The 18235-nt window shown below is 69.3% G+C and carries 21 protein-coding genes and 1 tRNA gene; 8 read left to right on the forward strand and 14 right to left on the reverse strand.

The annotated features are described in order from the left end of the window. The first annotated feature begins 27 nt into the window (after nt 1-27). The 4 genes from G9Q37_RS11890 (at nt 28) to G9Q37_RS11905 (ending at nt 5855) form a co-directional block, all read left to right on the forward strand. On the forward strand, nt 28-654 hold the full coding sequence (locus tag G9Q37_RS11890) for a VOC family protein (RefSeq protein ID WP_166227399.1): 627 nt from the start codon (nt 28-30) through the stop codon (nt 652-654). Nucleotides 655-972: 318 nt separating this feature from the next. Next, nucleotides 973-2694 (forward strand): FAD-dependent oxidoreductase, encoded by a 1722-nt coding sequence (locus G9Q37_RS11895; protein ID WP_166227400.1) that lies wholly within the window; start codon nt 973-975, stop codon nt 2692-2694. Beyond that, the gene (locus G9Q37_RS11900) at nt 2691-2876 is read left to right on the forward strand and encodes a DUF2783 domain-containing protein (protein WP_166227401.1); all 186 of its coding nucleotides are present in this window, start codon (nt 2691-2693) and stop codon (nt 2874-2876) included. Before G9Q37_RS11895 ends, G9Q37_RS11900 begins: the two co-directional genes overlap by 4 nt. Before the next feature lie 99 nt (nt 2877-2975). Then, nucleotides 2976-5855 (forward strand): valine--tRNA ligase, encoded by a 2880-nt coding sequence (locus tag G9Q37_RS11905; protein WP_166227402.1) that lies wholly within the window; start codon nt 2976-2978, stop codon nt 5853-5855. Between the two features lie 90 nt (nt 5856-5945). Here G9Q37_RS11905 and G9Q37_RS11910 read toward each other — a convergent pair whose 3' ends face one another. From G9Q37_RS11910 to cysM, 4 genes are read right to left on the reverse strand one after another with little or no spacing between them, the layout of a single operon-like run. After that, nucleotides 5946-6989, reverse strand: a complete 1044-nt coding sequence (locus G9Q37_RS11910; RefSeq protein ID WP_166227403.1) for an NAD(P)-dependent oxidoreductase — start codon at nt 6987-6989, stop codon at nt 5946-5948. Between the two features lie 8 nt (nt 6990-6997). Then, complete coding sequence (locus G9Q37_RS11915) at nt 6998-7225, reverse strand: sulfurtransferase TusA family protein (protein ID WP_166231234.1); 228 nt, start codon at nt 7223-7225, stop codon at nt 6998-7000. A 36-nt stretch (nt 7226-7261) separates the two neighbouring features. Then, nucleotides 7262-7801 carry an NUDIX hydrolase gene (locus G9Q37_RS11920; RefSeq protein ID WP_166227404.1) on the reverse strand — a complete coding sequence of 180 codons (540 nt, stop codon included), beginning with the start codon at nt 7799-7801 and terminating at the stop codon, nt 7262-7264. Between the two features lie 11 nt (nt 7802-7812). After that, nucleotides 7813-8715 (reverse strand): cysteine synthase CysM, encoded by a 903-nt coding sequence (cysM, locus tag G9Q37_RS11925; RefSeq protein ID WP_166227405.1) that lies wholly within the window; start codon nt 8713-8715, stop codon nt 7813-7815. 36 nt (nt 8716-8751) lie between these two features. Here cysM and G9Q37_RS11930 point away from each other — a divergent pair. Continuing rightward, nucleotides 8752-8836: transfer RNA gene (locus tag G9Q37_RS11930), tRNA-Leu, on the forward strand. A gap of 51 nt (nt 8837-8887) precedes the next feature. On the opposite strand, the gene G9Q37_RS11935 is transcribed toward G9Q37_RS11930, so the two are convergent. Further along, the gene (locus G9Q37_RS11935; RefSeq protein ID WP_166227406.1) at nt 8888-9814 is read right to left on the reverse strand and encodes an SDR family oxidoreductase; all 927 of its coding nucleotides are present in this window, start codon (nt 9812-9814) and stop codon (nt 8888-8890) included. Nucleotides 9815-9897: 83 nt separating this feature from the next. On the opposite strand from G9Q37_RS11935, the gene G9Q37_RS11940 reads away from it, so the two are divergent. Together G9Q37_RS11940 and G9Q37_RS11945 are read left to right on the forward strand one after the other, a co-directional pair. Then, nucleotides 9898-10929 carry a CDP-6-deoxy-delta-3,4-glucoseen reductase gene (locus tag G9Q37_RS11940; protein ID WP_166227407.1) on the forward strand — a complete coding sequence of 344 codons (1032 nt, stop codon included), beginning with the start codon at nt 9898-9900 and terminating at the stop codon, nt 10927-10929. A gap of 25 nt (nt 10930-10954) precedes the next feature. Further along, on the forward strand, nt 10955-11917 hold the full coding sequence (locus G9Q37_RS11945; RefSeq protein ID WP_166227408.1) for a Bug family tripartite tricarboxylate transporter substrate binding protein: 963 nt from the start codon (nt 10955-10957) through the stop codon (nt 11915-11917). A 16-nt stretch (nt 11918-11933) separates the two neighbouring features. On the opposite strand, the gene G9Q37_RS11950 is transcribed toward G9Q37_RS11945, so the two are convergent. Genes G9Q37_RS11950 through G9Q37_RS11970 form a run of 5 tightly spaced genes read right to left on the reverse strand, consistent with a single transcriptional unit; the run spans nt 11934 to nt 15952 of the window. Continuing rightward, entirely contained in the window at nt 11934-12530 is a 597-nt protein-coding gene (locus G9Q37_RS11950) for an SCO family protein (protein ID WP_166227409.1), read from the reverse strand. Further along, nucleotides 12524-13420 carry a heme o synthase gene (cyoE, locus tag G9Q37_RS11955; protein WP_166227410.1) on the reverse strand — a complete coding sequence of 299 codons (897 nt, stop codon included), beginning with the start codon at nt 13418-13420 and terminating at the stop codon, nt 12524-12526. The genes G9Q37_RS11950 and cyoE overlap by 7 nt, the downstream gene beginning before the upstream one ends. Continuing rightward, entirely contained in the window at nt 13417-14535 is a 1119-nt protein-coding gene (locus G9Q37_RS11960) for a COX15/CtaA family protein (protein WP_166227411.1), read from the reverse strand. Before G9Q37_RS11960 ends, cyoE begins: the two co-directional genes overlap by 4 nt. 15 nt (nt 14536-14550) lie before the next feature. After that, nucleotides 14551-15234 carry an SCO family protein gene (locus G9Q37_RS11965; RefSeq protein WP_166227412.1) on the reverse strand — a complete coding sequence of 228 codons (684 nt, stop codon included), beginning with the start codon at nt 15232-15234 and terminating at the stop codon, nt 14551-14553. Further along, complete coding sequence (locus tag G9Q37_RS11970; RefSeq protein WP_166227413.1) at nt 15212-15952, reverse strand: SURF1 family protein; 741 nt, start codon at nt 15950-15952, stop codon at nt 15212-15214. Before G9Q37_RS11970 ends, G9Q37_RS11965 begins: the two co-directional genes overlap by 23 nt. 54 nt (nt 15953-16006) lie before the next feature. Here G9Q37_RS11970 and G9Q37_RS11975 point away from each other — a divergent pair, with 54 nt between their 5' ends. Continuing rightward, complete coding sequence (locus G9Q37_RS11975) at nt 16007-16237, forward strand: twin transmembrane helix small protein (protein WP_166227414.1); 231 nt, start codon at nt 16007-16009, stop codon at nt 16235-16237. 88 nt (nt 16238-16325) lie between these two features. On the opposite strand, the gene G9Q37_RS11980 is transcribed toward G9Q37_RS11975, so the two are convergent. The 4 genes from G9Q37_RS11980 to G9Q37_RS21850 all read right to left on the reverse strand — a co-directional run bounded on the left by G9Q37_RS11980 (nt 16326) and on the right by G9Q37_RS21850 (nt 18218). Further along, on the reverse strand, nt 16326-17207 hold the full coding sequence (locus G9Q37_RS11980; RefSeq protein ID WP_166227415.1) for a cytochrome c oxidase subunit 3: 882 nt from the start codon (nt 17205-17207) through the stop codon (nt 16326-16328). A 69-nt stretch (nt 17208-17276) separates the two neighbouring features. Next, nucleotides 17277-17477, reverse strand: a complete 201-nt coding sequence (locus tag G9Q37_RS11985; protein WP_166227416.1) for a DUF2970 domain-containing protein — start codon at nt 17475-17477, stop codon at nt 17277-17279. A gap of 5 nt (nt 17478-17482) precedes the next feature. Continuing rightward, entirely contained in the window at nt 17483-18091 is a 609-nt protein-coding gene (locus G9Q37_RS11990; protein ID WP_166227417.1) for a cytochrome c oxidase assembly protein, read from the reverse strand. A 16-nt stretch (nt 18092-18107) separates the two neighbouring features. Further along, nucleotides 18108-18218 carry a cytochrome oxidase small assembly protein gene (locus G9Q37_RS21850; protein WP_240936378.1) on the reverse strand — a complete coding sequence of 37 codons (111 nt, stop codon included), beginning with the start codon at nt 18216-18218 and terminating at the stop codon, nt 18108-18110. Between the last annotated feature and the right edge of the window lie 17 nt (nt 18219-18235).

An 18235-nucleotide genomic window follows, 5' to 3' on the forward strand; every position in this document is an offset into this window, starting at 1 on the left:
TTTCGTTCACCGTTTCCGGAGACCGCCATGACGCCAGCCACGCCCCTTGCCGACCTGCCCGCGCCGGCCCCGATCCAGCAGTTGCACCACTACGCCTACCGCGCGCGCGACGCGGAGGAAACGCGGCACTTCTACGAAGACATCCTGGGCCTGCCGCTGTACCACATCATCCAGAGCGACTACGTGCCCAGCACGGGCGAGTACTGCCCGTACACGCACTTCTTCTTCCGGCTGCAGGACGGCTCGTTCATCGCGTTCTTCGACCTCGGCGACGACGAAGCCGCCCTGCCCAGCCCCAACACGCCCAAGTGGGTCAACCACATCAGCTTCCGCGTCAACAGCGTGCAGGAGCTCGAGAACACCAAGGCGCGGCTGCAGGCCCACGGCATCGAGGTGCTGGGCGTGACCGACCACCACATCTTCAAGAGCATCTATTTCTTCGACCCCAACGGCATCCGCCTGGAGCTCACCGCCCAGCTCGCCGACGAGTTCCAGATGCTGCAGGAAAGCAAGACCGCGCACGCGCGCCTGAACGAATGGACGGCGCGCAAGGAGCAGTGGCGCCGCGAGCGCGCCGAAGGCAAGTCGAGCGCGCCGCTCAAGCCGCAGCAGAACGACCGTCCCGAGGTGGCGGCGCGGGCTGTCAAGGGTTGATCTTTCTCCGGCGGCACCGGTTGGCGGCGCCAGGGCGGGAGGGCTCCGCGAATGTCCCCCGGACGGCTGCGCCGTCCTCCTCCTTTATTTCGCTGCGCCCTCCCGCCCTGCCACCGCCCCCCTCCCAGGCATTCGACCCATGAAGACAACCACGCCACTTCAGCCCGCGAGTGTGGGGTGCTTCGCGCAGCGGCATAAAGGAGGAGGCCCTGCGCAGCAGGGCCGGGGGACAGCCGCGGAGTGGAGTACCCCGCGATCGCGGGCGTGCGCGAGGTGCAACGCGCGAAGCGCCCGCATGACGACCCGAGGAACAAGGACATGACGTACAAGGAAGTCGCCCACACCAACGGCTACGAGTTCACGCAGGGCGGCGGCTACGAGCTGCCCACCTACCCCTTCGTGCCACCGCCCGAAATCGGCAGCGGCGCGCCCGCCAGGCACCCCATCGTGATCGTGGGCGGCGGCATCACCGGCCTCACGCTGGCCTGCTCGCTCGCGCGCCTGGGCGTGCCGGCCATCCTCATCGACGAAGACGACACCGTGGGCGTCAAGGGCGCGTCCTCGCGCGGCATCTGCTACACGCAGAAATCGCTCGAGATCTTCGAGCGGCTGGGCATCTACGAACACATCGCGGCCAAGGGCGTGCAATGGAGCGTGGGCCGCACCTACGCGGGCCACGACGAGGTCTACAGCTTCGACCTGCGCCAGCAGGGCGGCTACCGCCTGAGCCAGCAGCCGCCCTTCATCAACATCCAGCAGTTCTACATCGAGGCCTTTCTGGTCGATCGCATCAACGCGCTCGGCCACGTGCAATTGCGCTGGCGCAACCGCCTCACGGCCTTCGAGCAGGACGAACATGGCGCGCTGCTGAGCATCGAGACGCCCGCGGGCGCGTACCAGGTGCGCGCCGAGCACGTGATCGACGCCACCGGCTCGGCCAGCCCGCTGCGCAAGTGGCTGCAGGTGCCCTTCGACAGCAAGCGCGGCGACGACCGCTGGTGCATCGCCGATGTGCGCTTCACCACCCGCCCGCCGCAGGAACGCCACACCTGGATCGAAGCGCCCTTCAACGAGAACCGCGCCGTGTGGCAGCACCTCATGGGCGATGACGTGTGGCGCATCGACTACCAGATGGCGCCCAACGCCGACCCGGCCTACGTGAGCCGCGAAGACGTGGTGCGCGAGCGCCTGGCGCGCCAGTTCGGGCCGGAGGTCGAGGTCGAGATCGTGTGGGTCGGCCCCTACGCCTACCGCAGCGAGTGCGTGCACGCCATGCGCCACGGCCGCGTGTTCTTCATGGGCGACTCGGCCAAGGTGGTGAGCCCCTTCGGCGCGCGCGGCGGCAACACCGGCGTGGCCGACGCCGACAACCTGGCCTGGAAGCTCGCCGCGGTGATGCGCGGCCGCGCCGCGCCCGCGCTGCTGGAGAGCTACGGCGACGAGCGCCTGGAGGCCGCGCGCGAGAACGTGCGCGTGACCAACCGCACCGCGCGCTTCCTGCGCCCGGCCGACGGCATCGAGCGCACCTACCGCAACGCCGCCATCGCCCTGGCCAAGCGCCACGCGTTCGCGCGCCCGCTGATCAACACCGGCCGCATGGCCGTGGCCAACCCCTACACGCGTTCGCGCGCCTGCCTCTACGGCGAGGGCAGCGCGGCCGGCCAATCGGTGCAGAACGTGGCCTTTGCCTGGGCCGACGGCCGCGAGGGCCGGCTCAACCAGCTGCTCGACTGGGCCGCGGGCGACCTGCTGCTGCTGTGCTTCGGCCCGCTCTCGCGCGCCGACCGCAAGCGGCTCGCGGGCCTGAGCGCGACCGCGCCGCTGCGCGTGGTGCAGGTGGTGGGCGCGGACGACGCCGCCCAGTGCCTGGAGCACGTGCGCGACCTGAAGGGCGCGCTGCGCGACGCCTGCCAGGCTGCCGCGGGCGGCTGGGCCCTGGTGCGGCCCGACGCCTACCTCGCGGCCCATGGCCGCGCCGTGAACGCGGATCTGGTGCAGGCCATCGGCCTGGCGCTGGGCCTCACCGGAGTGAACGCATGATCACCACCCCGAACTGGCAGGACGCCGACACCTTCTACGAGCAGCTGCTCGACGCCCAGGCCGATCTCTCGCCCGAGCAGATCCAGGCCTTCAGCGCGCGCCTGATCCTGCTGCTGGCCAACCAGATGGGCGACGCCCGGGTGCTGGCCGACTGCATCGCCGCGGCCCGCGAAGCGCTCTGAGCGCAGCGGCCGGGCACAGGGGCGGCCGCTAAAATCGCCGCTTCCCCCGTCTCATCCAACGGCATCCCGCGGGATGCCGTTGTCATTCTGGCGCGTCCCATGACCGACACCGTGCAGCAACCCGGCCTCGCTTCGCTGGCCAAATCCTTCGAACCCGCACCGATCGAGGCCCAGTGGGGCCCCTGGTGGGAGCAGCGCGGCGTGGGCCGCGCGGGCTTTCGCGGCACCGGCGCGGCGCGCGAGGGCGCACCGGCGTTCTGCATCCAGCTGCCGCCGCCGAACGTGACCGGCACCCTGCACATGGGCCACGCGTTCAACCAGACCATCATGGACAGCCTCACGCGCTACCACCGCATGATGGGCGCGAACACGCTGTGGGTGCCGGGCACCGACCACGCGGGCATCGCCACGCAGATCGTGGTCGAGCGCCAGCTGCAGGAGCAAAAGACCAGCCGCCACGACCTGGGGCGTGACGCCTTCACGAAAAAGGTCTGGGAGTGGAAGGAGAAGAGCGGCAACACCATCACGGGCCAGATGCGCCGCATGGGCGACACCGTGGACTGGTCGCGCGAGTACTTCACCATGGACGACAAGCTCTCGGCCGTGGTCACCGAAACCTTCGTGCGCCTGTACGAGCAGGGCCTGATCTACCGCGGCAAGCGCCTGGTCAACTGGGACCCGGTGCTCAAGTCGGCCGTGAGCGACCTCGAGGTGGAGAGCGAGGAGGAGGACGGTTTCCTCTGGCACATCCGCTACCCGCTGAGCGATGGCAGTGGCTCGGTGGTGGTGGCCACCACCCGCCCCGAGACCATGCTCGGCGACACCGCGGTGATGGTGCACCCCGATGACGAGCGCTACACCGCGATCGTGGGCAAGACCGTGAAGCTGCCGCTGTGCGACCGCGAGATCCCGGTGATCGCCGACGATTACGTCGACCGCGCCTTCGGCACCGGCGTGGTCAAGGTCACGCCCGCGCACGACCACAACGACTACGCCGTGGGCCAGCGCCACGGCCTGCCCGTCATCGGCGTGCTCACGCTCGACGCCGCGATCAACCAGAACGCGCCCGCGAAGTACCAGGGCCTGGACCGCTTCGCCGCGCGCAAGGCCGTGGTGGCCGACCTCGAGGCCCAGGGCCTGCTGGTGGAAACCAAGAAGCACCGCCTCATGGTGCCGCGCTGCGCGCGCACCGGCCAGGTGGTGGAGCCCATGCTCACCGACCAGTGGTTCGTGGCCACCACCAAGGTCAGCGAGCAGGACCCCACGGGCAAGAGCATCGCGCAGAAGGCCATCGACGCCGTGGCCTCGGGCGAGGTGCGCTTCGTGCCCGAGAACTGGGTCAACACCTACAACCAGTGGATGGGCAACATCCAGGACTGGTGCATCAGCCGCCAGCTCTGGTGGGGCCACCAGATTCCCGCCTGGTACGACGAAGAGGGCCGCATCTACGTGGCGCGCAACGAGGCCGAAGCACAGGCCCAGGCCCCGGGCAAGACGCTCACGCGCGACCCCGATGTGCTCGACACCTGGTACTCGTCGGCGCTGGTGCCCTTCAGCACCATGGGCTGGCCGAACACCGAAGGCGGCGCCACCAGCGACTACGACCTCTACCTGCCGAGCTCGGTGCTGGTCACGGGCTACGACATCATCTTCTTCTGGGTCGCGCGCATGATCATGATGACGACCCACTTCACCGGCCGCGTGCCGTTCCGCCATGTCTACATCCACGGCCTGGTGCGCGACGCCCAGGGCCGCAAGATGAGCAAGAGCGAAGGCAACGTGCTCGACCCGGTGGACCTGATCGACGGCATCGCGCTGCCGCAACTGCTCGAAAAGCGCACCACCGGCCTGCGCAAGCCCGAGACCGCGCCGCGCGTGCGCAAGGACACCGAGAAGGAATTCCCCGAGGGCATTCCCGCCTACGGCGCCGACGCGCTGCGCTTCACCTTCGCGGCACTGGCCTCGCTGGGCCGCAGCATCAACTTCGACAGCAAGCGCTGCGAGGGCTACCGCAATTTCTGCAACAAGCTCTGGAATGCCACGCGCTTCGTGCTCATGAATTGCGAGGGCCACGACTGCGGCCTCAAGGAGCACACCAAGGACGAGTGCGCCGTGGGCCAGCCCTTCCACGGCTACCTGAGCTTCAGCCAGGCCGACCGCTGGATCTCGTCCACGCTGCAGCGCGTGGAAGCCGAGGTCGCCAAGGGCTTCGCCGAGTACCGGCTCGACAACGTCGCCAACGCCATCTACGACTTCGTCTGGAACGAGTTCTGCGACTGGTACCTCGAGATCGCCAAGGTGCAGGTCCAGACCGGCGATGCGGCGCAGCAGCGCGCCACGCGCCGCACCCTGATCCGCACGCTCGAGGCCATCCTGCGCCTGGCGCACCCGCTGATTCCCTTCATCACCGAGGAACTCTGGCAGAAGGTCGCGCCCGTGGCCGGCCGCGCGGGCGAATCGGTGGCGCTGGCCGCCTACCCGGTGAGCCAGCCCGAGCGCATCGACGAAACCGCCGAGGCCCACGTGGCGCGCCTGAAGAAGCTGGTGGACGCCTGCCGCACGCTGCGCGGCGAAATGGGCGTGTCACCGGCCCAGCGCCTGCCGCTGTACGCCGTGGGCGACGCCGACTTCCTGCGCGCGGCCGCGCCGGTGCTGCAGTCGCTGGCCAAGCTGGCCGAGGTGCGCGTCTTCGACGGCGAGGCCGCCTGGGCGCAGGCCGCGGGCGCCGCGCCCGTGGCCGTGGTGGGCGAGGCCCGCCTGTGCCTGTTCATGGAAATCGACGTCGCCGCCGAAATGGCCCGCCTGGGCAAGGAAGCCACGCGGCTGCAGACCGAGATCGCCAAGGCCCAGGCCAAGCTCGCCAACGAAGGCTTCGTCGCCCGCGCCCCCGCGGCCGTGATCGAGCAGGAAAAACAGCGCGTGGCCGACTTCAGCGCCACGCTGGAGAAGGTGCAGGCGCAACTGTCACGCCTGAAGTAACACCACCCAGAGATGCCGCGGAACCGGCTTCGCCGGGCCGCAGGCATCGCCCCCCCTGGGGGGGTCGCGCGCAGCGCGGCGGGGGGGTGTCTAGTCCCTATCCAGCGCCGCCAGCGACGCCCACTGCGAGGGCGTGGCCGCCTGCGGATCGCCCGACTCGGGAAAGCCCGTGCTGTCGAGCGCGGCGAAATCGCTGCTGTTGTGGTCACGGCGCGCGTCTTCGGGCGAGAGCGTTTCGTGGATGCGGCGCGCCAGGTACCAGCTCGCGCGCAGCTTGGCCTCGCGCGTGTGCGAACCCAGGCGCGGCGTGAGGTGCAGGTTGGGAATGCCGTGCAGCGGCGAGCCCGGTGCGGCGAACTGCGGGTTGGCGCCGTCGAGCAGGCAGGCGTCGATGCGGCCGTCGCACAGCGCCAACGCCAGAGCCTCCTGGTCGAACAGCGCGCTGCGGCTCACGCCGACCCAGAGCTGGCCGGGCTTGCAGTGGTTGAGCAGGCGCTCGTTGATCCAGCCCTTGAAGCGCGAGGCATAGACCATCTGCAGCGAGATCGCGTCGGAGCGCTCCATGAGCTCGGGCAGGGGCACGGGCTCCACACCGAGCTTGTCCCAGAGCTCGGCCGCGTGGTGCACGGCCGGGTCGTAGCCGATCACGCGCACGCCCAGGCTGCGCAGCATGGGCGCCAGGGTGTGGGCCACGGGCGCCAGGCCCAGCAGGCCCACGGTGCTGCCCGCGAGTTCGCGGCCCATGCGCACCTGCGCGAGCTTGCGGCCCAGCAGCGCGCTCACCATGCCGCGGCGGTACAGCATGAGCAGGCCGTAGAGCAGGTATTCGGCGTTGGAGCGCACCGTGGCGCTGCGCGCCTGCAGCACGCGGATGCCGCGGCGCGAGCAGGCCTCGAGATCGGTGTTGTCGCTGGAGATCTGCATGCGCGCGACCATTTGCAGGTTCTGCGCGTGCTCGAGGAACTCGGCCGAGACGATCACGTGTGGCGGCACCACGATGGCGCGCGCTTCGGCCACGGCCTGCCGCAGGGCGACAGGGTCGTCAGCGAGTTCGGGTTGGTAGACGACCTGGTAGCGCTCCTGCAGCCACGCCAGGGCCTCGGGCACCAGCGGGTCGACAAGCAGGACGTCCATGGCGCGTCTCACCGGCGCTTGAGCACCGAGATGTGGTCGCCGCCCACGGTTTCCTGGTGCACCAGCAGGTTGCCGGTCTGTTTGGCGAAGGCCTGGAAATCGCGCACGGAGCCGGCGTCGGTGGCCACGACCTTGAGCGTCTGGCCGCTGAGCATGTCGGCCAGGGCCTTCTTGGCCTTGAGGATGGGCAGCGGGCAGTTCAGGCCCCGGGCATCGAGTTCTCGGTCAGCGGCGATCATGGAAGTGGAGGCTCCGTCGGGTAACGCTGCATTTTAGGCGGCACGCGCGTTCGGCGTGTCGTCCAGGAATGTCGGGGTGATGCCGCGTGACAAAAGCCACTGTGCCAGGGCCAGACCGGTGCCGGCCCGCCAACAACGCACCTGTTCGGGCGCCAGCAGCCGGTATTCGGCGAGCTCGGGCGACAGGCGCACCTGGCCGCGACAACGCGCATGGTAGGTGATGATGACCTGGTTCATGCGCTGGAAATCGTGCACCGCCACCAGCGACAAGGCCTCGGTCTGCAGCGCGGTCTCTTCGGCGATCTCGCGCCGGATGCCGTCCTCGGGCGTTTCGCCGGCCTCCATGAAGCCGGTGATGAGCCCGAAAAAGCGCCCCTGCCAGGCGGCGTTGCGCGCCAGCAGCACCTGGCCGTCGAGCTCGACGATGGCCGCGAGCACCGGCGTGGGGTTGTTCCAGTGCGTGTAATCGCAGGCCGTGCAACGCAGGCGCTGCTTCTCGCCGCCGTCTTCGAGCTGCGTGACGGGCTGCAGCGGCGTGGCGCACTGCGGGCAGAAGCGGAAGTCGCCGGCCATGGGCTGCGCGCTCAGGCCGGGAACACGCCGGTCGAGAGATAACGATCGCCGCGGTCGCAGACCACGAAGACGATGGTGGCGTTCTCGACCTGGCGCGAGACCTGCAGCGCGGTCCAGAGCGCGCCCGCGGCCGAGATGCCGCCGAAGATGCCTTCTTCGCGTGCCATGCGGCGCGCCATGTCTTCGGCGTCGCCCTGGGTCACGTAGATCAGCTCGTCCACGGCCTTGGGGTCGTAGATCTTGGGCAGGTATTCCTGCGGCCACTTGCGGATGCCCGGGATGCGCGAGCCTTCGCTGGGCTGGGCGCCCACGATGCGCACCGCGGGGTTCTTTTCCTTGAGAAAACGCGACACGCCGGTGATGGTGCCCGTGGTGCCCATGGCGCTCACGAAGTGCGTGATGCGCCCGCCGGTCTGCTCCCACAGCTCGGGACCGGTGGTTTCGTAGTGGATGCGCGGGTTGTCGGGGTTGGCGAACTGGTCGAGCACGCGGCCCTTGCCATCGGCTTCCATCTTGTCGGCCAGGTCGCGCGCCGATTCCATGCCGCCGCTCTTGGGCGTGAGGATGAGCTCGGCGCCGAAGGCCTTCATGGTCTGGGCGCGTTCGATGGACAGATCCTCCGGCATGATGAGCACCATGCGGTAGCCCTTGATGGCCGCGGCCATGGCGAGCGCGATGCCGGTGTTGCCCGAGGTGGCCTCGATCAGCGTGTCACCGGGCTTGATGTCGCCGCGCTCTTCGGCGCGGCGGATCATGGACAGCGCGGGCCGGTCTTTCACCGAACCGGCGGGGTTGTTGCCTTCGAGTTTGGCCAGGATGACGTTGCCGCGCGCCTGGTTTTCCGCAGCACCGATGCGCTGCAGCGCGACCAGCGGCGTGCGGCCGATCGCGTCTTCGATGGTGGGGTATTGCATGGGTGCACTGTGCCATAATCCGCCCCCTTCCCTCCGGCCGGGGTGGCGAAATCGGTAGACGCAGGGGATTCAAAATCCCCCGCCGCAAGGCGTGTCGGTTCGAGTCCGACCCTCGGCACCATGGAGACGCAACAGCCCGGCCCCGCCGGGCTGTGCCGTTTCTGGCGCCGCCTCAGGCCCTCAAGCCCTGCGCCACCGTGGGGTAACGCAGGCGCAGCCGCAGCTCCTGCTTGAGCCGGTGATTGCGCAGCCGGCGCGACTCGCCCATGAAGCTCAGCAGCATCAGCGGCAACTGGTCCTGGGCCGCATCGCGCGCCACGCGCGGCGGGCGCGGCAGGCCGTACACGTCGGCCGCGAGGTCGAAGTAGTCGCCCATCCTGAGCTCGGTGTCGTCCACCGCGTGCACCACGCGCTGCGCGCGGCCGCGCCAGAGCGCGAGCGCGCAGGCACGCGCCAGGTCGTCGGCGTGCACGTGGTTGGTGTAGACGTCGTCTTCGGGCCGCAGCACCGGCGTGCCGCGCAGCAGGCGCTCGCGCGGCGTACCGCCCGCGCGGTCGTTGGCGTAAATCCCCGGAATGCGCAGGATGCTCGCGCGCACCGACAGGGCGCGGCCCAGCCAGCGCACGCGGTCTTCGGCGTCGACGCGGCGCGCGGCGCGCGGCGTGTGCGGCCGCACGGGCTGCGATTCGCTGGTCCAGGCGCCGCCGCGGTCGCCGTAGACGCCGGTGGTGGAGCCATACACCAGCGACAGCGGCGGTGTGCGCTGCGCGAGCACCCGCACCAGGGCGCGCGTGCGGGTGTCCATGCGCCAGTCGCTCATGTCCTGCGAGGGCGGGGGCGCCAGGTGCAGCACGCGCGAGGCCAGGCCCGCGAGACGGCGCAGGCTGGCCGGCTCGTCGAGGTTGCCCACCAGCGGCGTGAGGCCCGCGCCGCGCAGTTCGTCGGCGCGGCCCGGGCTCGAGGTGAGCGCGATCACGCGCGCGCGCCGGCCCTGGGCCGCGCCGAGTTCGCGCGCGGCCCGCAGGCCGACGTCGCCACAACCCACGATCAGCACCCGTTCACGGCGAAAGCGTGCGGGCAAGGCTCCGAGAAAAGGCATGCGGAATGGTTTTTGCGACAATGCGCGGTTGCATTTTCCGGGGCGCGCTGCGCATGCGGCCCCGTCCGAACGAGCCCGCGAGTATGACATTCACCATCACCGTGCAGCCCAGCGGCCGCAGCTTCTCCGCCACCTCCGACGAGTCCCTGCTGGCCGCCGGCATCCGCCAGGGCATCGGCCTGCCCTACGGCTGCAAGGACGGCGCCTGCGGCTCCTGCAAGTGCAAGCTGCTCTCGGGCAGCGTGGTCCACGGCCCTCACCAGAGCAAGGCCCTGAGCGCCGACGAAGAGGCCGCGGGTTACATCCTCACCTGCTGCGGCAGCGCGCAGAGCGACGTGGTGATCGAGTCCCGCCAGGTGACCGAGGTCGGCGCCTTCCCGATCAAGAAGATGCCCGCGCGCGTGAGCAGCCTCAGCCGCGCCTCGCACGACGTGATGGTGCTGCGCCTGCAACTGCCTGCGAGCGACACCTTCCAGTACCGCGCCGGCCAGTACGTGGAGTTCATCCTGCGCGACGGCGACCGCCGCAGCTACTCGATGGCCAACGCGCCGCACACCCAGGCCGAACAGCCGGGTCTCGAACTGCACCTGCGCCACATGCCGGGCGGCAAGTTCACCGACCAGGTCTTCAGCACGATGAAGGAGAAGGACATCCTGCGCATCGAAGGGCCGTTCGGCAGCTTCTTCCTGCGCGAGGAGAGCGACAAGCCCATGATCCTGCTGGCCTCGGGCACGGGCTTCGCGCCCATCAAGGCCATCGTCGAACACATGCGCTTCAAGGGCATCAACCGCCCGGCCACGCTCTACTGGGGCGGCCGCCGCCCCGGCGACCTGTACCAGAGCGCCTGGATCGAGGAGCAGCTCGCGGCCATGCCGAACCTGCGCTACGTGCCGGTGGTGTCCAACGCCGAACCCGAAGACGCCTGGACCGGCCGCACCGGCTTCGTGCACCGCGCGGTGCTCGAAGACCATGCCGACCTCAGCGGTTTCGAGGTCTATGCCTGCGGCGCGCCCATCGTGGTGGAATCGGCCAAGCGCGACTACGTGGCGCAGGCCGGCCTGCCCGAAGAGTGCTTCCACGCCGACTCGTTCACGAGCGCCGCCGACAAGGTTTGAGCGCCCCCACTACAGGAGACACGCCATGATCAACCGCCGCCATGCCCTGGCCCTGGCCACCGCCGCCCTCGCCCTGCCCTCGTGGGCCCAGGCGCGCACCACACGCATCGTGGTGCCCTTCGCGGCCGGCGGCCCGATCGACGTGACCGCGCGCATCCTGGCCGACGCGGTGAAAGACACGCTGGGTACCGTGATCATCGAGAACCGGCCCGGTGCGGGCGGCAACATCGGCGTGAGCCAGGTGGCCAAGGCCGCGCCCGACGGCCTCACGCTGGGCATCGCCACCACGGCTTCGCACGGCATCAACCCCTGGCTGTTCAAGCAACTGCCCTACGACCCCGCGAAAGACTTCGCGCCCGTGACGCAGATGCTGCGCGTGCCCAACGTGCTCGTGATGAACGCCGACACCGCGCAGCGCCTGAAGATCGCCAGCGTGCCCGACCTGATCCGCTACGCCAAGGCCAACCCGGGCCGGCTCAACTACGGCTCGGGCGGCAACGGCAGCGCGGGCCACCTCGCGGGCGAGCTGTTCAAGAACCAGGCCGGCATCTTCGCGGTGCACATCCCGTACAACGGCGGCAACCCGGCGCAGCTCGGCCTGCTCTCGGGCCAGGTCGATTTCAACTTCGACAACCTCGCCACCGCCGCGGCCAACATCCGCGCGGGCAAGCTCAAGGCCCTGGCCGTGACCACCGCGCAGCGCAGCAGCGTGATGCCCGACGTGCCGACCGTGGCCGAGGCCCTGCCCGGCTTCGAGATCGACACCTGGTGGGGGCTGGTGGCGCCCGCGGGCACGCCGCCCGAACTGGTGGTGCAGCTCAACGCGGCGTTCAACAAGGCGCTGCAATCCGCCGACGTGAAGGCCAAGTTCGCGGCCCTCATGGCCGAACCCACGCCCACCACGCCGCAGGCCTTCGGCGATTTCATGGCGCGCGAGCGCGCCAAGTACGAGCGCGTGGTCAAGCTCAGCGGCGCGAAGGTGGACTGACCCCCGCGCGGGTCGGTCAGCCCTTCAGCAGGATCTTCAGGTCGTCGGCCAGCGCCTGTGCGCCGCTGCCGTAGCGGTGGTACAGGCGGATGCGGCCCTGCGGGTCGTACACGTAGCTGCCCGCGGAGTGGTCCATGGTGTAGCTCGTGGGCGTCTTGCCTTCGACCTTCTTGTAGTAGACCTTGAAGCTCTTGGCCACGGCCTCGAGCTCGCCCGGTGCCGCGTACAGCGCGAGAAAGCTCGGATCGAAGTTGGCCACGTACTGCTTCATCACTTCGGGCGTGTCGCGCTCGGGGTCGACGGTGATGAACAGGCCCTGCAGCCGCTCGCCATCGGGGCCGAGCATCTGCTTGGCCTGCGCGAGTTCGGCCATGGACGTGGGGCACACGTCGGGGCACTGCGTGAAGCCGAAGAACACCACCACCGCCTTGCCCTTGAAGTCGGCGAGCGTGCGCTTCTGGCCGTTGTGGTCGGTGAGCGAGAAGCCGGTGGCGTAGTCGGCGCCGGTGATGTCGATCGCCTTGAAGGCCTTGGGCGATTCGGAGCACGCAGCCAGGGCAAGCGAGCCGGCGGCCGCGAGCACCAGGCGGCGGCGCGAGAGGGTGTTCACCATGGCAGGTAGTGGTCGATCAGCAGCGCCGCGAACAGCAGCGACAGGTGGATGAGCGAAAAGCGGAAGGTCTTTCGAGCCAGCGCGTCGGAATAGGTTCGCCAGAGCGCAAACGCGTAGCCGCAGAAGCCGATGCCCAGCGCCAGCGCGCTCACCAGGTAGAACCAGCCGCTCATGCGCATCATGAAGGGCATGAGCGTGGCCGCCAGCAGCACGAGCGTGTAGAGCAGGATCTGCAGGCGCGTGAATTCGGAGCCGTGCGTGACCGGCAGCATGGGCAGGCCGGACTTGCGGTAGTCCTCGACGCGGTAGAGCGCGAGCGCCCAGAAGTGCGGCGGCGTCCAGAGAAAGATGATGAGGAACAGGATCAGCGCCTCGGGCGCGACCGTGTTCGTCATGGCGGCCCAGCCCAGCACCGGCGGCATGGCGCCCGAAGCCCCGCCGATCACGATGTTCTGCGGCGTGAGCGGCTTGAGGATCACGGTGTAGATCACCGCATAACCCACGAAGGTGGCGAAGGTGAGCCACATGGTGAGCGGGTTCACCGCGAACCACAGGATGGCCGAACCCGCTGCGCACAGCAGTGCCGAGAACGTGAGCGTTTGCGGGTTGGTCAGCTCGCCCTTGGCGGTGGGACGCCACGCGGTGCGCTTCATCTTCGCGTCGATGTGCTGCTCGACCACGCAGTTGAAGGCCGCGGCCGCACCGGCCACGAGCCAGATGCCGAAGCAGGCGATGGCCGCCAGCCGCACCTGGGCCCAGCTGGGCAGGCCGGGAACGGCGAGCACCATGCCGATCAGGGCGCAGAACACGATGAGCTGGATCACGCGCGGCTTGGTGAGCGCGTGGAACTGGCGCCAGGTCGAAGGCATGGGCAGGGGAGCGGTACTCATCGGGACACCTGGGCGCGCGAGGACGCAAGGGCGCCGGTGAAGGCGATCACCAGCGCGGCGGCGCCGCCGGTGTGGCTCACCGCCGCCAGCAGGGGCCAGTCGAGCACCACGTTGCTCAGGCCGGTGAAGAACTGCCAGGCGCACAGGGCCAGCAGCACACGCGCGAAACGCGCCATGCCGGGCACGCGCCACAGCGCCCACGCGAGCGCGAGCAGCAGCGCGAACACCGCGTAGGCCATGAGCCGGTGCACGTAGTGGATGGCGGTGAGCGCAGGGAAGGTGATGGCCTCGCCCACGCGGTTGCTGCCGAGCTCGCGCCACAGCGTGAAGCCCTCGCGCAGGTTCATGGGCGGCCACCAGCTGCCCTGGCAGGTGGGGAATTCGCGGCACGCGAGCACCGCATAGTTGGTGCTGACCCAGCCGCCGAGCGCGATCTGCAGCCACAGCAGCGCGAAGGCGCCCACCAGGGCCCAGCGCTGCGCCGGGCTCAGGGCCACCGGCCCCGGGCTGCCGGGTTCGCCGAGGCGGTAGGCCACCGACTGCGCGCGCAGCAGCGCCAGCAGCACCAGGCCGCCGAGCAGGTGCATGGTGACGATGGCGGGAAAGAGCTTCATGGTCACCGTGAGCGCGCCGAACGCACCCTGCAGGCAGACCCACACCAGCGTGACCACCGGCCACACCCAGTGCACATGGATGCGGCGGCGCTCGATCCAGCTGCCCACCGCGAGCACGATGATGAGCACGCCCACGCCGGTGGCGAGGTAGCGGTGGATCATTTCGATCCAGGCCTTGGAAAACGTGACCGGGCCGGTGGGCATGGCCGATTGCGCGGCCGAGATATCGGCGTGCGCGCCGATCGGGCTGGCCGCGCCGTAGCAGCCGGGCCAGTCGGGGCAGCCCAGGCCCGAGTCGGTCAGGCGCGTGAAGGCGCCGAACAGCACGAGATCGAAGGTGAGGAAGAGCGTGACCAGCGTGAGCACGCGCAGGCGCTGCGCGGGGCTGGCGCTGCGGTGCTTGAGGCCGATCCACAGCAGCGGGCCGAGCGCGATCACGATGCCGAGCAGCATCATGCGCGTGATCGGCGCGAGGTCGACCAGGGGTTGGGCGGCGTCCATGTCAGATCGGAAAGCTCAGTTCTCGCGGCCCGGCTTGTCCCACGACGAGGACGCGCGCAGCAGGCGGTCGAGGTCGCGCTTGGCGCGCGAGGGGTCGATGTTGGCGGGGAAGCGCATCATGAAGTGGCCCATCGGGTCGACCACGTAGAGGTGGTCCTCGAGGCGCTGGCCCGGGGCCGGCTGCAGCCATTGCGCCAGCGCCGCGGCATCGCCCACGTGCAGCACGGTGGCCGCGGCCGTGGCGGCGCGCAGCGGCTCGCGCAGTTCGGCCGCGCCGGTGCGCAGCCACACCCAGTCGAGCCGGTCTTTCTCGCGGCCCAGGGTTTCGCGCAGCTGGCGTTGCAGGTAGAGGTGCTTCTCGCAGGCCGCGTCGCAGGCGCTGTCGGCCACACTGAGCAGCAGCCATTGCCCCTTGAGTGCGGTGAGCGGCACCGGGCGGCCCTGCGCGTCGGTGGTGGCGAGCGCGGGCAGCAGCGGCTGCGCCTCGATGAGTTCACCGTAATTGCGCCGGCCCTCGGGGCGGATGACGTAGTAGGTGAAGTACGAGGCGATCACGGGCGCGGCGCACACCAGCAGGATGAGGAACATCTTCCAGCGCCCGCTGCGGGTGGCCGCGGCGCGCTCGGCATCGCCGCGGTCGGGCGTGGGCAGGCTGTGCACCGTCAGCGTCAGGGGTTCATCGGGCGTCTTCTGGGCCATTGCGGCGATTGCTCTTGCGACGGGGTTGGATGATCTGGAACCAGAGGTAGAGGCCGGCCACCAGCGTGCACAACGCGAACCACTGGAAGGCATATCCGTGGTGCTTCTGCACGTCGGTGGCGGGCAGCGGCCAGTGGCGGCGCAGCGGGCCTTCATCGTCGCCGGTTTGCTGGACCGAGAGTTCCAGCAGCGGCAGGCCGGTTTCGAGCCGGTAGGCGGCGAGCTCGATATTTTGCCGGATGGGTCCGGTGCCGGCCTCGCCGAACTGGTAAAGCCGCCCGGGCGGCGGGGCCAGCCGGCCTTGCACGCGCACCTCGCCCGCGGGCGTGTCGACCGCGGGCACGCGCAGCCGGTCGTTGAAGTCGCGTGGCACCCAGCCGCGCTGCACCAGCACGGTCTGCTCGCTGCCCGACAGGCGCAGCGGCGTCACGAGGAAAAAGCCGGTGCGCCCGTCCATCTGCCGGTTCTCGAGGAACACGTTGTGCTGCGGCAGCCAGCGGCCCTGCAAGCGCACCGGGCGGTACAACGCGGCACTGCGGTCGGGCGCCGCGAGCAGCTCGCCGTTGCCCCAGGCCGGCAGGTCGGCGCGGGCGCGGATCGAGGCCTCGAGCGCGGTCTTCTGGGCGGCGCGGTCGAGCTGCCACAGCCCGAGCGAGGCGGTGGCGGCCATGGTGAGCGCCGTGGCCACGCTCACGACGACGAAGCGGACCCGGCTCATGGACACACCACCCTGCGGCCATCAGGCCCACTGCCGCACCGGATAATCGCGGGCATGAAATACGTGGTGATCGTGGCCTTCGTGGCCATTCTCGGCAGTCTCGCGGCGGCCCTCGTGTACATGATGCGCGGCGGCGTGCAGGACGAAGGCGAAGCCCCGCGGCAGCGGCGCATGGCAAGGGCGCTGGCCTTCCGCGTGGGCTTCTCGGTGCTGCTGTTCTTGGTGGTGCTGGTGGCGTACTTCATGGGCTGGATCCAGCCGACGGGCCTGCCGCTGCAGCGCTGAGCGCCGCCGCCGATCCCATCGGTGGCTCCGAAACAAAAAAGCGCCTCGCGGCGCTTTTTTGCTGGGGCGGACCGTCCCGGACCTTGCATCACATCCAGTAGACCAGGATGTACAGGCCGAGCCAGACCACGTCCACGAAGTGCCAGTACCAGGCCGCACCTTCGAAGCCGAAGTGGCGCTCTTTGGTGAAGTGGCCCTTGTGCAGGCGCAGCGTGATGAACAGCAGCATCAGCATGCCCACGAACACGTGGAAGCCGTGGAAGCCGGTGAGCATGAAGAAGGTCGAACCGAAGATGCCCGAGTTGAGCTTGAGGTTCAGGTCGGCGTAGGCGTGCGCGTACTCGTAGCCCTGCACGCCCAGGAAGACGATGCCCAGCAGCACGGTCATCCACATGAAGGCGATGGTCTTGCCACGGTTGCCCACCTGGAGCGCGTGGTGGGCGATGGTCAGCGTGACGCCCGAGGTCAGCAGCAGCGCGGTGTTGATGGTGGGCAGCCAGAACGGGCCCACGGTCTGGAAGGGCTCGACGATGCCGGCCGGCGACGCGGTGGCACCGGCCTGCACGCTGGGCCAGATCGACGCGAAGTTGGGCCAGATCAGCGCGTTCTCGATGCTGCCGAGCGCGGGCACCGAGTGCGAACGGGCCCACCACAGCGCGGTGAAGAAGGCGCCGAAGAACATCACCTCGGAGAAGATGAACCAGCTCATGCTCCAGCGGAACGAGAGGTCGATCTTGCGGCCGTACAGGCCGGTTTCGCTCTCGCGGATCGCGTCGCCGAACCACTGGAACAGCACGAAGGCCCAGAAGGCCAGGCCGAAGGCCAGCGACCATGCGCCCCAGCCGTGGCCGTTGATCCACTGGCCGGCGCCCAGGATCACGAAGAACAGGCCGAAAGCGGCCATGGCCGGATGGCGCGACAGTCCGGGGACGAAATAGTAGGGCGTCGAGCCGTGGGATGCTGCGGACATGCTGCTCACTCCTGTTGTGCTGCTATCGCTTGGTCAATGTCAAAAAATCGGTCGCTCGGGGGGCCGCCCTCAACCGGCCACCCAGTTCACCAGCGCGATCAGCGCGCCGACGAACACAAACGCCATCACCATGCCCACCACCACGAGGTGCAGGGGGTTCAGGCGCTTGATGTCTTTCTCGTACTCGGCGCGCTGGCGCACGCCGAGAAAACCCCAGAGCACGGCCTTGACCGTGCCGAGGAGGGAACCGGAACGCTCGGGCGCTGCCATGGCCATCACACCGCCCCCGGGGCCTGCACGGCCTTGGCCTGCGGCGGCACCGTGGACTCGGGCGCGGGGGGCACGCCGCCACCCACTTCGAAGAAGGTGTACGACAGCGTGATGGTGGTCACGTCCTTGGGCAGGCGCGGGTCGATCACGAAGGCCACCGGCCATTCCTTCTTCTCACCGGGCGCGAGCGTGTACTGCGAGAAGCAGAAGCACTCGAGCTTGTTGAAGTGCGAGCCCGCCTGCTTGGGCGCGTAGCTCGGAATGGCCTGGGCCGACATGGTCCGGTTCTGGATGTTCTGGAACTCGTAGATCACCGTGGCCAGCTCGCCCGGATGCACCTGCAGCGAGCGCACGGCCGGCTTGAAGTGCCAGGGGCCACGCACGTTGGTGTCGAACTCGACCGTGATGGTGCGCGTGAGATCGACCTGCGTGTTGGCCGGCAGCTTGGCCGCCGCCCCGGGCACGCGCGTTTCGGACACCGCGAGCACGTTGATGCCCAGGGCTTCGCAGATGTGCCGGTAGATGGGCACGAGTGCGTAGCCGAAGGCGAACATGCCCAGCGCGATCACGGCAAGCTTGCCGACGATCTTGAGGTTTTCCTGGCGCAGACCCATGGCGTGTGGCGTTCGATCAACCGCCCAGCAGGACGAGCTTGGCCACGAAGCCCGCGAAGAAGGTCAGCGCGACCGTGGCCAGGATCAGGCCCAGGCGGACGTTGTTCTTTTTCTGTTCGGGCGTCATGCGTGTGCCTGCCGTGC

Origin of the sequence: Hydrogenophaga crocea (genome assembly GCF_011388215.1) — a bacterium.
GTDB lineage: Bacteria > Pseudomonadota > Gammaproteobacteria > Burkholderiales > Burkholderiaceae_C > Hydrogenophaga > Hydrogenophaga crocea.

Coding starts and splice junctions, on each gene's coding strand:
- G9Q37_RS21850 (WP_240936378.1), bottom strand. CDS start 18,218: ATGACGCCCGAACAGAAAAAGAACAACGTCCGCCTGGGCCTGATCCTG.
- G9Q37_RS11950 (WP_166227409.1), bottom strand. CDS start 12,530: ATGGTGAACACCCTCTCGCGCCGCCGCCTGGTGCTCGCGGCCGCCGGC.
- G9Q37_RS11960 (WP_166227411.1), bottom strand. CDS start 14,535: ATGGACGCCGCCCAACCCCTGGTCGACCTCGCGCCGATCACGCGCATG.
- G9Q37_RS11910 (WP_166227403.1), bottom strand. CDS start 6,989: ATGGACGTCCTGCTTGTCGACCCGCTGGTGCCCGAGGCCCTGGCGTGG.
- G9Q37_RS11920 (WP_166227404.1), bottom strand. CDS start 7,801: ATGGCCGGCGACTTCCGCTTCTGCCCGCAGTGCGCCACGCCGCTGCAG.
- G9Q37_RS11975 (WP_166227414.1), top strand. CDS start 16,007: ATGAAATACGTGGTGATCGTGGCCTTCGTGGCCATTCTCGGCAGTCTC.
- G9Q37_RS11965 (WP_166227412.1), bottom strand. CDS start 15,234: ATGGCCCAGAAGACGCCCGATGAACCCCTGACGCTGACGGTGCACAGC.
- G9Q37_RS11945 (WP_166227408.1), top strand. CDS start 10,955: ATGATCAACCGCCGCCATGCCCTGGCCCTGGCCACCGCCGCCCTCGCC.
- G9Q37_RS11905 (WP_166227402.1), top strand. CDS start 2,976: ATGACCGACACCGTGCAGCAACCCGGCCTCGCTTCGCTGGCCAAATCC.
- G9Q37_RS11895 (WP_166227400.1), top strand. CDS start 973: ATGACGTACAAGGAAGTCGCCCACACCAACGGCTACGAGTTCACGCAG.
- G9Q37_RS11900 (WP_166227401.1), top strand. CDS start 2,691: ATGATCACCACCCCGAACTGGCAGGACGCCGACACCTTCTACGAGCAG.
- cysM (WP_166227405.1), bottom strand. CDS start 8,715: ATGCAATACCCCACCATCGAAGACGCGATCGGCCGCACGCCGCTGGTC.
- G9Q37_RS11890 (WP_166227399.1), top strand. CDS start 28: ATGACGCCAGCCACGCCCCTTGCCGACCTGCCCGCGCCGGCCCCGATC.
- G9Q37_RS11980 (WP_166227415.1), bottom strand. CDS start 17,207: ATGTCCGCAGCATCCCACGGCTCGACGCCCTACTATTTCGTCCCCGGA.
- G9Q37_RS11990 (WP_166227417.1), bottom strand. CDS start 18,091: ATGGGTCTGCGCCAGGAAAACCTCAAGATCGTCGGCAAGCTTGCCGTG.
- G9Q37_RS11935 (WP_166227406.1), bottom strand. CDS start 9,814: ATGCCTTTTCTCGGAGCCTTGCCCGCACGCTTTCGCCGTGAACGGGTG.
- G9Q37_RS11970 (WP_166227413.1), bottom strand. CDS start 15,952: ATGAGCCGGGTCCGCTTCGTCGTCGTGAGCGTGGCCACGGCGCTCACC.
- cyoE (WP_166227410.1), bottom strand. CDS start 13,420: ATGAGTACCGCTCCCCTGCCCATGCCTTCGACCTGGCGCCAGTTCCAC.
- G9Q37_RS11940 (WP_166227407.1), top strand. CDS start 9,898: ATGACATTCACCATCACCGTGCAGCCCAGCGGCCGCAGCTTCTCCGCC.
- G9Q37_RS11985 (WP_166227416.1), bottom strand. CDS start 17,477: ATGGCAGCGCCCGAGCGTTCCGGTTCCCTCCTCGGCACGGTCAAGGCC.